Below are 12,980 nucleotides of genomic sequence, written 5' to 3'. Positions count from 1 at the left end.
TCAACGTCAAGGAGTCGGCATGTGCCGCCAGGACGTCGACCACGTTGATGATCGCGCGGCGACTCCACTCGGTCTCGGAGCGAGGAGTCTTGAGCTCGGTCATGCGACCCGTCGCCCCGTCAGGATGTCGGCCTGCTCGGCCATGCGGTCAATGCCGCCGTAGCCGTCGAGGATCACCTGGTCGCGTGCCGCGACGGAGATTCCGTCAATCTTGGTCCGCCCCAGCTCGCTCACGCCGTCGAATGGGATCAGCGTGACCCGCAGGCCGAACGAGCCTGGTTCTTTCCGCGCGAGGCCGGTCGCATCGGCAGCGCGGGCGATGTCCTCGACGTACAGCACCGGCCAGACCTCGCCGGCGCTCGAACGGTAGAGGTTCGCTCCGGCATCGCCCGTCAGCGCGTAGTCGACTCCGGCACCGCCAAGCGTCTCGGCGATGGCGTACGCGCTCGGACCAGCCTTGAGGTCTATGGCGCCCGGCCGGCGCGTCAGCCGCGCGGCACGTCCCGCGAGGAAGAGCAGGTCTGCCTCCTTGCCGGGCACCGCCCGACCGGCGATGACGAGTCCGATGCGCGCCCATCGCTGCTGCCATGCGTTGACGCCGGCCTTGACGCCGGGCTTCACGGCAGTCTCGAGCGCCGGGTCGACCGCGATCCGCGCCGCAGCGATCGCCGCAGGATCGGCGAGCCCGGTGCACCCGATCGGCTCCCCGAGGACCATCAGGATCTCCCGCGCCAGGTCGAACGACGGGCTGACCACCCCGGACTCGATCCGGGTCACTGTCGTCGGGGCAACGTCGACCAGTGCCGCGAGCTGACGAGCACTCAGCCCGTTCACCCGGCGCAGGGTGGAGATGCGCTCCGCAAGATCCATGAATCCAGACTAGGCAACTGTTGCAAATATGCAACACGTCGGCGCCGGATGATCGGATCAGCTCTCTGGGCGCCGGCGTGCCCCGGAGTCCGGCACACCGTCGTAGTCGGGCAGTTCGGGGCCGCCGACGGCGCGGTCGATCAGCGCGGTGAACGCGTCCATGTCGGCCTCGGGACTCGCCTCGGCACCCGGGTCGGAGGGAGTGAGCATCTGCACATGCAGCCGGCCGATCTCCTGGTTGGCCTCGACGTAGTCCTGCATCTGCTTCCTGTAGGCGGCGAAGCCGGCCTCCGGGTCCCAGTCGGCGGCGGCGAGCTCGCCGGCCAACAGGTAGGCGCCGACCAGGGCCAGCCCGGTGCCCGCCCCCGACATCGGCGACGCGCTGAACGCCGCATCCCCGAGAAGCCCCACCCGCCCGACGTGCCAGCTGTCCATCACCACCTGGGCGACCTGGTCGAGGTAGAAGTCCGGAGTGTCGTCCAGGTGCGCGAGGATCCCCGGCGTCAACCAGCCGAAGCCGGCCATCTGCTCGCGCAGGAGCCGCTTCTGGGCCTCGACGTCGCGGTAGTCGATGTCGAAGTCGGGTGCGGGGAAGGAGAGCATGGCGATCGCCTTGGTGGCGTCGGGGACGGGTCGCAGTCCCGCGGAGCGCCCCGCATCGTGGTAGTCCATCGCCCAGCCGTCCAGTCCGAACTCGTTCGGCACGGTGTAGAAGGCCAGCACGAGCCCGAGGTGGCGGACGAACTGCTCGCGCGGCCCGAAGACCATCGCCCGCAGCGCCGAGTGCAGCCCGTCGGCGCCGATCACCAGGTCGAAGTGCCGCCGGTCGCCGCCGACGAAGGTGACGTCGACACCGTCCGCGTCCTGGGCCAGCTCGGCGATGCGGTCGCCGAAGAGGTACTCGACGCCGTCGCGGGTCTCGTCGTACAGCACCTGGGACAGGTCGCCGCGAAGGATCTCGATCTCGGAGATGTACCCGTCACCGTCGTGGTCGTCGGCGCGGAACGTCTCGAGCACGTTCCCGTCCGCGTCCACCCTGTAGGCGCCGGCGGTGTCGGTGCAGGCCGCGCGCACCTCGGCGTCGAGGCCCATCCGACGGATGACCTCCTTGGCCACCCCGCGCGCGTCCACGGCCTGACCCCCCGGACGCAGTCCGGGTGCCTGCTCCACCACGGTCACCTCGACTCCCCGTCGGCGCAGCCAATGGGCCAGCGCGGGACCCGCGATGCTCGCTCCCGTCACCAGCACCCTGATTTCGCTCATCGTGCCCTCTCGTCATTCAGCTCTATCCATCTACTGACGCAGGTACGACCTGATGACCGGCTGCTTCTCATCGGTCCGCGACGACCTACCTCGATCCCGTGGCCTGCAGCCTGCTGGAGATCGGCTCGAGCAGCGTGCTCAGCTGGTCGAGCTCGGGCGGCTCCAGTCCGTCGTACGGCGCCGCCGCGAGCGTGTCGGTCAGCGCTTCGATCCGCTCCTTCGTCGCACGGCCGGCGTCGGTGAGCCGACCGTCGGCATCGAGGAGGCCGCGGTCGCGCAGGCCGTCCATGACCTTGGCCAGGTGGCTCTTCGGGAGGTGGTGGATCCGGCCGAACGACTCCGCCGGGTAGATGCCGCTGGCGAGGGCACTGAGCACATGGGCCTCGATCCCGCCGATCCGCTCGGAGACCAGGGCAGCGATGTGGCCGTCTCCGCGGTGTTCGCGGAGCATGTTCGACGCGTGCCAGAGCCGGGCCACCGGCTCCTCGGGCATCGGGAGGGCGCGGAGCGCGGCGTACATGACCCGCCCTTCGGTCGGCGCGCTGGTCGAAGCCTTGGCGAGGAGCTCGGCAGCGCGGGTGAGCCCCGGAGTCTCGACGAGGTCGCCGAGGATCCGCCGGAGCGCCGCGACGCAGCCCTGCTCACGCGCGGCGTGCGCCGCCTCGGGCGTTGTCGTCTCGCAGACCTTGGGGATGTGGCGGGCAGCCTCGCCGTCGGCGAAGCTGTAGAAGGCCGCGTGGACCACCGTGGCCGGGACCCGGCCGAGCGGCGCAGCACGTCCCGCGAAGTAGCCGTCCCAGTAGTTGCGGAAGCCGAGCGCCGCCATCGCGTCGTTGGGCTCCGGCGAGAAGAAGTTCACCAGCGCGATCGGCTCGGTGAGGTCGAAGAGACGGCGGGCGACGGGTCCTGCGTGCTGCATCTGAGTCATACCAGTTCTACGAACAGCTCGACCGTCATACGACAAGGCGTAGCAGACGACCTCAGATCAACGCTGGGATCCGGCGGAGGGTGACCGCGAGGAGGCAGGTGATCCCGAGCAGGCCGGTGGCGAGAACGACCACGCCGTTCCAGCCGGCGTGCGTCCACGCCGTACTGCCGAGGTTGCCGAACACCGACGAGCCGACGTAGTAGCAGAAGAGGTAGAAGGCCACCGCCTGGCCGGGGCTGTTGCCGGAGGCGTGGGCACGCGCGGTCACCCACCCGCTGGCCAGGCCGTGGATGACGAAGAACCCGACGGTCAGCGCCGCGAGGCCGAGGACGATCACGGGCAGGCTGGGCAGCAGGGTGAGGAGTACGCCGGTGACGGCGATGGCGCATCCGGCCGGGAGGATCGCGCGCCGGCCGAGGGCATCGGCGAGGCGACCCGAGATCGTCGAGCTCGCGGTCCCCAGCACGTAGACCAGGTAGATCAGGCTGAGCGAGGCGCCGGTGAGCGCGAACGGTGCGGAGGTCAGCCGGAAGCTGAGAGCGTTGAAGACCGCGACGAGCGCGCCGACCCCGCAGGCACCGAGTCCGTAGAGCGCGAGCAGCGCGGGGTCGCGGAGCGCGCCGCGCGCCATGGTGGCGAAGGTACGCCGGTCGACGGAGGTGGCGACGAACCGCCGGGAGGCCGGCAGGTTGACCGCCACGACCACCGTGCATAGCAGCGCGAAGAGCGCGGCTGAGGCCATCGCCCACCGCCAGCCGAGGAGGTCCGCGACCGGCGCGGTGACGAGCCGACCCGCCATGCCTCCGATCGCGGTGCCGCCGATATAGAGGCCGGCCGCCCGCGCCTGGGCGGAGTGGTGGAGCTCCTCGCGCAGGTAGGCGGTCGCGACGGCAGGCAGGCCGGCCAGGGTGATGCCCTGGAGGAGACGCAGGACCATCAGGGCGTGCCAGCTGGGCGCCAGGGCGCACGCCAGCGCGACCACGACGGACGCACACAGCGAGAGGTGGATGAGGCGGGTGCGGCCGACCACCTCCGACAGCGGTCCGACGAAGAGGAGTGAGACCGCGAGCGCCGCGGTGGTCAGCGACATGGTCAGCGTGCTCTGCGACGGAGACACGTCGAACGCCGTGGCCAGCTCCGGGAGCAGCGCCTGGGTGTCGTACATCAGGACGAAGGTGGCCATCCCCGCGGCGAACAGCGACACCAGGACGCGTCGGTAGCCGGCGGTTCCGGGGAGGTATCGGTCGGTTGCGGGAGGAGCAAGGGTGTGGACAGCGCTCACCAATCGAGGATGCGCCGCCGAAGTACATACGTCCAATGCCTAGAACGACGCTTTGTCATACGGATTGCGTATGATTATTGCCGTGCTGATTCGCGATCTCCGATGGCTGGTGTCCGTCGCGGACAACGAGCACGTGACAGACACGGCAGCGACCCTCGGCGTCAGCCAGCCGACCCTGTCGCGGGCGCTGGCCAGGGTCGAGGGCGAGCTCGGCGCCCGGATCTTCGAGCGCGTCCCGACCGGCGTCCAGCTCAGTCCCAACGGCGAGCTGGCCGTAGCCGCCGCCCGGGACGTGCTCGCTCGCTACGACCAGTTCCTGGCCGAGCTGTCCAGCCGCCTCGACCCCGACAGCGGCGTCGTCCGGCTTGCCTTCCTCGACTCGATGGCGACCTCGCTCGTGCCTCGGCTGCTGCGGGCCTTCCACCAGCACGCGCCCGCAATCAGGGTGCTGCTGAGCCAGGAGCCAGGGCACGACATCCTGCGGGACCTCGTCAGCGGCGCCTGCGAGCTCGCGATCACCTCCGCGCGGCCCGCCGGCGACTACGGATGGCTGCCGCTGCAGCACGAGCGGCTGGTGCTCATCGTCCCGCCGTCCCACCGGCTCAGGAAGCGAAGGCGCGTCGACCTCGCCGAGCTCGCCGACGACGAGCTCGTGACCACGCCGACCGGGTTCGGCCATCGCTCCCAGATCACCGGCCTGCTCGCGGAGGCGGGCATCGCGATGAAGGTCTCCTTCGAAAGCGCCGACCTCGCCACGATCGAAGGCCTGGTCGCGGCCGGCCTAGGCGTGGCGATCGTCCCCGGGCAGTTCGCCGGCCAGTCCGGCACCGTCGGCATCGCACTGACCACGCCCCAGGCGCGCCGTACCGTCGGCCTCACCTGGCGCACCGACCACCCGCTGGCCCCGCCGGCGGCGCGTCTGCTGGCCTTCATCGAGGCCACCTGGGAGCTCAGCTCGGTGGATCCGGGCTTTAGCGGCGAAGCCGCACCGAGAGGCACGTGACGCAGCCCTCGAGCTTTTCGAACTCCGTCATCTCCACGGCGACGACGCGCAGGCCGCGCTCCTCGTAGAGCCGCCGGGTCCGCGGGGCGCTGGCCGACATCAGCACCGTGTTCTCGTCCAGCAGTACGACGTGGGCGCCGGGCTCCTCGGGTATGGCGAGGAAGCGCGACCAGACGCTCGGGTCGTCGACATGCTCCTCGAACCCCACGACGGTCCCGTCGGGCAGGGCGGTGACCGCCGACTTCAGGTGCAGCACCTTGGTCAGCGGTACGCCGACCACCTTCGCGCCCAGCGGCTCCAGCTGGCCGGCGAGCTGGGCGACCCCGGCCTGGTTGGTGCGCCCGCCGAGCCCGACCCACACCACGCCGTCGTGCTTGAGCACGTCACCGCCGTCAAGCGTCCCTGGCGCCTCGATGTGAGCGATCCGGTAGCCCAGCTCGCGCAGCGTCTGCTCGGTTGCTGCCGTCTCGGGCTTCCGCTCGTCGGCGCCCGGCCGCGAGATCACCGCGAGGTCGGCGTACATGACGACCGTGTCCTCGACGAAGACCGAGTCGGGACAGTCGGGGGCCGGCGGGACCTCGACGGTCTCCCAGCCCTCGGCGTGCAGCGCGGCGACGTAGCCGTCCCACTGGCGCAACGCCAACTCGACGTCGACGGGAACCCGCTCGATGTGGGTAAGCAGGCCTTCGGCCAGGCGAGGACTGGGACGGCGGACCAGGGCGCGACGGCTCACGCTGAGATCCTCTCGCACAGTGGGTAAGGTGATCCGTGATGGCCGACGACTACTGCGATTTCTGCGATCTGCCGCTCTCCCAGTGCGTTCACGGTCAGCCGCCGCCGCTGCCAACCGTCAAGCCGCCGCCCAAGCCGAAGCCGAAGCCACGCACTCCCGCGCGCACTCGCACCCCTGGCGTCCCGGACAAGCCGGTGCGCAGAAAATGGACGCCACCCGAGGCGTTCAAGCCGGTGATCCTCGCCGTACTGCAGGAAGCCGGAGGCGAGCTGCCCGCCGAGGCGCTCTTCCAGGAGCTGGAGCTCAGGGCCGCGGACAGCCTGCTGCCCGGGGACGCCGAGACGATGCCGCAGGGCGAGCTGCGCTGGCAGTACGCCGCCCGCCGAGCGCGCCTGGCACTGATCGACGAAGGGTCGATGACGAAGGGCAAGCCAGGAGTCTGGGAGCTGGCCCGCAAGGCGTAGAGGGGCCTACGTGCGTGCGGTTCAGAACGGCGGGGGTCCCACGATCTCGATGCCGCCGTACTGCTCGGCGCTCTGCGCGATCCGTGCGAAGTCCACGACACACGCCGATCCCTCGAAGGGTTCGCTGGCGCCACGGTAGAAGGGCTCACACTCGCACGTGGGCTGAATGCCGAGAACCTTGGCCGTCGGGCTCGTGACCATGAAGGCGTGAGGAACGCCTGCCGGGACCATCACGAAGTCGCCGGCTCCGAGCTTGTGTTCGTCGTCATTGACGCGGTACCGGATCTGCCCCTCGAGCACCCACATGGACTCCGACACCGGGTGCGTGTGGACAGGGGTCCACTTGCCCTCGACCATGTCGACCTCCCACAGGTGGATGTCCTCGTTGGCGCTGCTGAGCTTCCAGGTGAACACGCCACCGCCGAAGAACCACCTCTTCTCGCCCTCACCGGCCCGTCGAATCACCGGCTCGAGCGTCTGCTGTTCGATCATCTGACACTCCCATCGCTTATGGGACTGCTGTCCCGTAATGAGATTCGCATACCATGAAGGGCATGTCAACGAACTACCTCGAATCGGGACGCGCCAGGCAGAAGCAGCGCACCCGCGACCAGCTGGTCGCCGCAGCACGCGAACTGATCGGCGCTGGCGACACTCCCCGAGTCGAGGAGGTCGCCGAGGCGGCCGGAATCTCCCGAACGACCGCCTACCGCTACTTCGCGTCCCAGGCAGAGCTACTCGCCGCGGCCTATCCGGAGACCAGCACAACGTCGGTTCTCCCCGACCCACCACCGGCAGCGGTAGCCGACCGAGTGGATGCGGTTGCCGAGTTCGTCATCGAGCGCGTGCAGGAGACCGAGCCACAGCAACGCACGATGCTGCGGCTCTCGCTCAGCGACACGTCACGCGAGCTGCCCTTGCGCCAAGGCCGAGTCATTCCGTGGTTCGTCGAGGCGCTCGCTCCGATGGTCGACACGGTTGGCGACCAGGGCGTGCACCGCCTCGCACTGGCGCTGCGCGCCGCCTGCGGCATCGAGACCCGCGTTTGGCTGAGCGACGTCGCCGGGCTCGCGCCCGCAGAGGTGAGCGACCTTCAGCGATGGATGATCGACGCGCTCATCAGCCACGCCCAAGGAACACCGCCGCCCGCGTAACACGCGGCCTGCCCAACGCTCAGCGGCGCGCGCGATGTACGGCGATGGCCCCCAGCGTCGCAAGCACGCCCACGGCGACGGACCCGGCGGGGATGCACCCACCGGTACGGCGTCCGCGGAACGCCCGATTGGCCTGGCTGGACAGCACCGATCCGTTGCTCTGGTGGGACAGGGCCGAGCCCGCGCTCTGGTACGACAGCAGCGAGGCCGCTGACATCGCCGACCCGATCGACCCCGCCGAGGCGAACGAGCCGACGCTCGCGAACGATGCGAACGACGCGGCGCTCCCGATCGACAGGACCGAGTCCTGGGAGCAGATCGAGAGGACGGAGTTCTCCGACCAGAGGGACCACATAGAACGCAGGGTAGCCGCCGGCCAGGTCACCTTTTCTCGATGCCGGGCGTAATGGCGGCGGTCGCCATCACGTCATGCATGGTGACCTCGCTCACAACGCGAGTCCCGCCCGGGGGCCGGCGGTCCAACTGCCACGAGAGGTGCCTTGATGAGCATCAAGACCACGGAGACCGCACCGGGCAGGCTGCGCAGCGGCCCGTCCGGGATCGTCTGGGCGGTGATCGCCGCCGTCGGCGCCGTCTGCTGGACGGTCCTGGCCCTGCACCGCGGCGAGGACGTGTCCGCGCTGTGGATCCTGTTCGCCGCGCTGTCGTCGTACGCGATCGCCTACCGGTTCTACTCGCGGTTCATCGCCTACACCGTCCTGAAGGTCGACGACTCCCGGGCCACCCCCGCCGAGCGGCTCCAGAACGGCGTGGACTTCGACCTCACCGACCGCCGAGTGCTGTTCGGGCACCACTTCGCGGCGATCGCGGGAGCCGGCCCGCTCGTCGGCCCCGTCCTCGCCGCGCAGATGGGCTACCTGCCCGGCACGATCTGGATCATCGTCGGCGTCATCTTCGCCGGCGCGGTCCAGGACATGACGGTGATGTTCTTCTCGATGCGCCGCAACGGCAAGAGCCTGGGCCAGATGATCCGCGAGGAGATCGGCGTGGCCGGCGGCATCGCCGCCCTGATCGCGGTCTTCACGATCATGATCATCCTGCTCGCCGTACTCGCGCTGGTCGTGGTCAACGCGCTCGCCGAGTCCCCGTGGGGCGTCTTCTCGATCGCCCTGACCATCCCGATCGCGCTGTTCATGGGCTTCTACGGCCGCTACCTGCGACCAGGCCGGATCATGGAGGTCAGCCTGATCGGCGTCGCGATGCTGCTGCTGGCCATCATCGGCGGCGGGTACGTCGAGCAGCTGGGCCTGGAAAGCGCGCTGACCCTGTCGAAGGAGCAGCTCACCTTCGCGCTCGCGGCGTACGGCTTCGTCGCCTCCGTGCTCCCCGTCTGGATGCTGCTCACGCCTCGTGACTACCTGTCGACCTTCATGAAGATCGGCGTCATCGTGCTGCTCGCGATCGGCCTGGTCCTGGCCGCACCCAGTCTGCAGACCGAGGCCCTCACCCAGTTCGGCAAGGACGGCACCGGCCCTGTCTTCGCCGGCGAGCTGTTCCCCTTCGTGTTCATCACGATCGCCTGCGGCGCCCTGTCCGGCTTCCACGCCCTGATCAGCTCGGGCACCACCCCGAAGATGCTGGCCAAGGAGAGCCACGTCCGGATGATCGGGTACGGCGGGATGCTGATGGAGTCCTTCGTGGCGATCAGCGCGCTGATCGCCGCCTGTGTCATCGACCCGGGCCTCTACTTCGCGATGAACAGCCCGGCCGGCGCCACCGGCGGCGACCCCACCGCGGCCTCGGAGTTCGTCGCCCAGCTCGGCTTCGTGATCACTCCCGACCAGCTGACCGGAGCGGCCGCCGCCGTGGAGGAGGCCTCCCTGATCTCCAGGACCGGTGGCGCTCCGACCCTCGCCTTCGGCATCTCCCAGGTGTTCACCGAGGCGTTCGGCGGCGACCTGGCCGCGTTCTGGTACCACTTCGCGATCATGTTCGAGGCGCTGTTCATCCTCACCGCGGTCGACGCCGGCACCCGGGTAGGGCGGTTCATGCTGCAGGACACCATCGGCAACGTCTGGCCCAAGTTCGGCGACGTCTCGTGGCGGCCCGCCGCCTGGAGCGCCAGCGCGGTCGTGGTCGGGCTCTGGGGCTACTTCCTGTACGTCGGCGTCACCGACCCGCTCGGCGGCATCAACCAGCTGTTCCCGCTGTTCGGCATCTCCAACCAGCTGCTCGCCGCCATCGCGCTGACCCTGGTGGTGACACTGTTCCTGAAGCACGGGCTCACCAAGTGGGTCTGGGTGCCCGGCATCGCCCTCGCCTGGGACCTGATCGTGACGATGACGGCCAGCTGGCAGAAGGTGTTCTCCGACAACCCGAAGATCGGCTACTTCAAGCAGCGCTCGGTCTACAACGACGCAGCGGACAACGGCGAGGTACTGGCCCCGGCCACCTCGCTGGACCAAATGGACCAGATCATCACCAACTCAACGGTCAACGGCGTCCTGCAGATCCTCTTCGCGACCCTGACCCTGGTGGTGCTCATCTCGGCGATCCCGATCTGGGTCAAGGCGGTCCGCCAGGGCTCGCTGCCGACGCAGGAGGTCCCGAAGGTCGAGTCCAAGATCGTGGCGCCCCAGGACTTCTTCGCGACGAAGGAGGAGAAGGAGGCGGTCAAGGCGTGGGAGGCCGAGCAGCGGGAGCTGGCGGACTCGCCGGCCGGGCGAGGAGGCGACTGATGAAGCTCACCGAGCGGCTTCACGGCCTCCGCCGCCTCCTGCGTGAGGCGACCGGGGAGGCCAAGTGGGACGACTACCTGGCGCAGTGCCGGGTCGACGGCACCGTCCCCGTCAGCCGCCGCGCGTTCGAACGACACCGTGCCCATGTGGGGGGCAACGGTCCGCAGCGCTGCTGCTGACCGAAGGCCCACAGCTTGGCCGCATTCCCGGGGTGCGGCCAAGCTGTGTGGTCGATCAGGGCTGGCCGGGAGACCGGTCGACGATGTGGGTGTCGGCCGAGCCGTCGCCCAGTGCCCAGAGGGCGACGCCGTTGGAGGTCGCCACGACCACGACCGCGAGGACGGCGCCGACCAGCCGGCGACGCCGCTCGCGGCGGCGCCACTCGGCCTGGACCCGCGGGAAGGCGCCGGCCGACGAGCCGACCTGTCCGGCAAGGGAGTCCAGCGCCTCGGTGAGTCGCTCTTCGGTGTTCATGGGACGGCTCCAAGTTTCGTGCTCAGCGATGCCATGCCGCGCGACACATGCGACTTTACGGCACCCGCGCTGATGCCCATCGCGTCCGCGATCTCGGCCTCGCGCAGGCCGCCCCAGTAGCGCAGAACCAGCGCCTCCCGCTGCCGGTCCGGCAGCGTCGCCAGCGCGGCGACGACCGCCCGCTGGTCCTCCCTCAGCAGGGCCGCCGACTCGGCCGACGCGACGTCGACGGGCGGGTCCTCCGGCGCCCGGCGGGTGACCTGGATGTGGCGGATCCGCATCCGGATCAGGTTGACCACGATCGCGCGCAGGTAGCGCACAGCCGCCTCCTGGGTCCGCAGCTGGGCGAACTTGCGGTGCAGCTCGTAGAACGCCTCGGCCACAACGTCCTCGGCGTCGGCCTCGGCCCCGAGCAGGACGGCCAGCCGCACCAGACGCATGTGGTGGGTGTGGAAGAGCTCCTCGAGCAGGCGCTCCCGCTCGCGGTCGCGCGCCGCCAGGGTGGCGACCGTGTCCGGTGCACTCGGTGGTGGCCCGGCCCGCTCCTCGGGCAGGTCGTCGGTCACCTCGCGCTCCGGGACCGCTCGCTCCCTCGCGGTCGTACGGCGCGTCTGAGCCGGGCGGTCCGGCCCCAGGCCGCGAGCCGCGGCCAGGCACTGCTGACCAGGACCGCCACCACCAGGTTGGCGGCAAGGGCGACCAGCGAGGCGTAGATCTCGGTCCCGGCCACCGGCACCACGGCCGAGAACCCACCGTCGGTGACCAGGAAGGTGCCAGTGAACATCCCGACCGCCCAGCCGGCGAAGAGCCCTGCTGGCCGCAGCCGGCTGGTGAGCAGGCCGAGGACGACGGCCGGCAGGACCTGGAGCATCCACACGCCGCCGAGCAGCTGCAGGTTGATCGCGTCCTGCTCGGCCATCAGGAACACGAACCCGACCGCCCCGAGCTTCACGAGCAGCGAGAAGTACCGGGCCACCCCGGTCTGCAGCTCCGGCGTGGCCTGCGGGTTGACGTACTCGGCGTACACGTTGCGGGTGAACAGCATCGCGGCCGACACGCTCATCACGGCGGCCGGGACCAGCGCACCCACCGCCAGCGCGCCCAGCATCACGCCGGTGACCCAGCCCGGGGTCAGCGAGGTGATCAGCGCCGGGACCGCGAGGTCGCCGCTGGTGTCGAGGTTGGCGGCGTACGCGGCCAGGCCGAGGAAGGCGAAGAGCCCGAGCAGCGCGGTCCACGCGAGCAGCGCAACCGAGTTGACCCGCAGCACCCGCTCGGAGCGGGCGGCGAAGGCCGCGGTGAGCACGTGCGGGTACATCAGCAGCGACAGCGCCGAGCCGATCGCCAGCGAGACGTACGCGGCGTACTGGGAGGAGTCGAGGACCACGGAGTCGCGGCCCTCCAGCGCGGTGAACATCCCCGAGGTGCCACCCAGCTCGTGCAGGGCCAGCGTGGTGACCACGGTGATCGTCGCGAACAGCAGCACCCCCTTCACCACCGCGATCACCGCGGGCGCCTGCAGGCCGCTGCGGTACGTCGCGACCGCGAGTACGGCGAAGACCGCCGCCAGCAGCGCGTCGCCGGAGATCCCCGAGGGGTAGGCGTCCATCGCCCGGAGCACCGTCCGGATCCCCAGCAGCTGGAGCGCGACGTACGGCATCGTGGCCAGGATCCCGGTCAGCGCCACCGCCAGCGCCAGCCCGGCCGAGTCGTAGCGGATCCGGACCACGTCCGCGATCGTCACCGCCCCGACCTCCTTGGCCTCGCGCCACAGCCGGGGCAGCAGCCAGAAGGCGAGCGGGTACACGATGATCGTGTAGGGCAGCGCGAAGAACCCGATCGCGCCGACGGCGTACACCTGCGCCGGCACGGCCGAGAACGTGTACGCCGTGTAGATGGTGCCGCCCAGCAGGAACCAGGTCGCCACGGGTCCGAGCCGCCGCCCGGCCAGCGCCCACTCGGCCGGGGAGACCGGTCGCGGCTGGCGGCTCAGCCGGCGGGCCGCCAGGGCCACCAGCGAGGTGCCGCCCAGTACGGCGGCGAAGGCCACCACGGCGGCCACGTCGAGATCACTCACGAAAAAGTTCCCACCTCGTGTAAACCTTCCAGC

General features: G+C 70.1%; 15 protein-coding genes. 5 read left to right on the top strand and 10 right to left on the bottom strand.

The window, feature by feature from the left end; genetic code table 11:
• Positions 1-99: 99 nt before the first annotated feature.
• The 4 genes from DDV73_RS20350 to DDV73_RS20335 form a co-directional block, all read right to left on the bottom strand.
• A complete protein-coding gene (locus DDV73_RS20350; protein ID WP_109509092.1) occupies positions 100-870 on the bottom strand; it encodes a helix-turn-helix transcriptional regulator in 771 nt (256 codons plus the stop codon).
• A 57-nt stretch (positions 871-927) separates the two neighbouring features.
• A complete protein-coding gene (locus tag DDV73_RS20345) occupies positions 928-2,133 on the bottom strand; it encodes an FAD-dependent monooxygenase (RefSeq protein ID WP_161962473.1) in 1,206 nt (401 codons plus the stop codon).
• A gap of 85 nt (positions 2,134-2,218) precedes the next feature.
• Positions 2,219-3,052 (bottom strand): SCO6745 family protein, encoded by an 834-nt coding sequence (locus tag DDV73_RS20340; protein WP_109509371.1) that lies wholly within the window; start codon positions 3,050-3,052, stop codon positions 2,219-2,221.
• 61 nt (positions 3,053-3,113) lie between these two features.
• A complete protein-coding gene (locus tag DDV73_RS20335) occupies positions 3,114-4,343 on the bottom strand; it encodes an MFS transporter (protein ID WP_240617393.1) in 1,230 nt (409 codons plus the stop codon).
• A gap of 82 nt (positions 4,344-4,425) precedes the next feature.
• Here DDV73_RS20335 and DDV73_RS20330 point away from each other — a divergent pair, with 82 nt between their 5' ends.
• Complete coding sequence (locus DDV73_RS20330; protein WP_170126044.1) at positions 4,426-5,346, top strand: LysR family transcriptional regulator; 921 nt, start codon at positions 4,426-4,428, stop codon at positions 5,344-5,346.
• Here the strand turns inward: DDV73_RS20330 and ddaH are convergent.
• Positions 5,315-6,079 (bottom strand): dimethylargininase, encoded by a 765-nt coding sequence (gene ddaH / locus DDV73_RS20325; protein WP_109509090.1) that lies wholly within the window; start codon positions 6,077-6,079, stop codon positions 5,315-5,317. The two genes, DDV73_RS20330 and ddaH, sit on opposite strands and share 32 nt — an antisense overlap.
• 38 nt (positions 6,080-6,117) lie before the next feature.
• Here ddaH and DDV73_RS20320 point away from each other — a divergent pair, with 38 nt between their 5' ends.
• The gene (locus DDV73_RS20320; protein WP_240617392.1) at positions 6,118-6,543 is read left to right on the top strand and encodes a hypothetical protein; all 426 of its coding nucleotides are present in this window, start codon (positions 6,118-6,120) and stop codon (positions 6,541-6,543) included.
• 21 nt (positions 6,544-6,564) lie between these two features.
• On the opposite strand, the gene DDV73_RS20315 is transcribed toward DDV73_RS20320, so the two are convergent.
• Complete coding sequence (locus DDV73_RS20315; protein ID WP_109509088.1) at positions 6,565-7,035, bottom strand: cupin domain-containing protein; 471 nt, start codon at positions 7,033-7,035, stop codon at positions 6,565-6,567.
• 62 nt (positions 7,036-7,097) lie between these two features.
• Between DDV73_RS20315 and DDV73_RS20310 the strand changes: the two genes are divergently transcribed.
• A complete protein-coding gene (locus DDV73_RS20310) occupies positions 7,098-7,697 on the top strand; it encodes a TetR/AcrR family transcriptional regulator (RefSeq protein ID WP_109509369.1) in 600 nt (199 codons plus the stop codon).
• Between the two features lie 19 nt (positions 7,698-7,716).
• Here DDV73_RS20310 and DDV73_RS20305 read toward each other — a convergent pair whose 3' ends face one another.
• Positions 7,717-8,052, bottom strand: coding sequence for a hypothetical protein (locus DDV73_RS20305; RefSeq protein WP_109509087.1), 336 nt, complete (start codon positions 8,050-8,052; stop codon positions 7,717-7,719).
• 148 nt (positions 8,053-8,200) lie between these two features.
• Here DDV73_RS20305 and DDV73_RS20300 point away from each other — a divergent pair, with 148 nt between their 5' ends.
• Both DDV73_RS20300 and DDV73_RS20295 read left to right on the top strand, forming a co-directional pair.
• Complete coding sequence (locus DDV73_RS20300) at positions 8,201-10,396, top strand: carbon starvation CstA family protein (RefSeq protein WP_109509086.1); 2,196 nt, start codon at positions 8,201-8,203, stop codon at positions 10,394-10,396.
• The gene (locus tag DDV73_RS20295; RefSeq protein WP_109509085.1) at positions 10,396-10,575 is read left to right on the top strand and encodes a CstA-like transporter-associated (seleno)protein; all 180 of its coding nucleotides are present in this window, start codon (positions 10,396-10,398) and stop codon (positions 10,573-10,575) included. Before DDV73_RS20300 ends, DDV73_RS20295 begins: the two co-directional genes overlap by 1 nt.
• A 55-nt stretch (positions 10,576-10,630) precedes the next feature.
• Here DDV73_RS20295 and DDV73_RS20290 read toward each other — a convergent pair whose 3' ends face one another.
• From DDV73_RS20290 to DDV73_RS20280, 3 genes are read right to left on the bottom strand one after another with little or no spacing between them, the layout of a single operon-like run.
• On the bottom strand, positions 10,631-10,870 hold the full coding sequence (locus DDV73_RS20290) for a hypothetical protein (RefSeq protein ID WP_109509084.1): 240 nt from the start codon (positions 10,868-10,870) through the stop codon (positions 10,631-10,633).
• Positions 10,867-11,436 carry an RNA polymerase sigma factor gene (locus DDV73_RS20285; RefSeq protein ID WP_109509083.1) on the bottom strand — a complete coding sequence of 190 codons (570 nt, stop codon included), beginning with the start codon at positions 11,434-11,436 and terminating at the stop codon, positions 10,867-10,869. Before DDV73_RS20285 ends, DDV73_RS20290 begins: the two co-directional genes overlap by 4 nt.
• Positions 11,433-12,947 carry a sodium:solute symporter family protein gene (locus tag DDV73_RS20280; RefSeq protein ID WP_206050986.1) on the bottom strand — a complete coding sequence of 505 codons (1,515 nt, stop codon included), beginning with the start codon at positions 12,945-12,947 and terminating at the stop codon, positions 11,433-11,435. Before DDV73_RS20280 ends, DDV73_RS20285 begins: the two co-directional genes overlap by 4 nt.
• Between the last annotated feature and the right edge of the window lie 33 nt (positions 12,948-12,980).

The sequence above is a fragment of the Nocardioides speluncae genome, assembly GCF_003121585.1.
Taxonomy (GTDB): domain Bacteria; phylum Actinomycetota; class Actinomycetes; order Propionibacteriales; family Nocardioidaceae; genus Nocardioides; species Nocardioides speluncae.
This window is presented reverse-complemented; position numbering and strand designations above follow the sequence as displayed.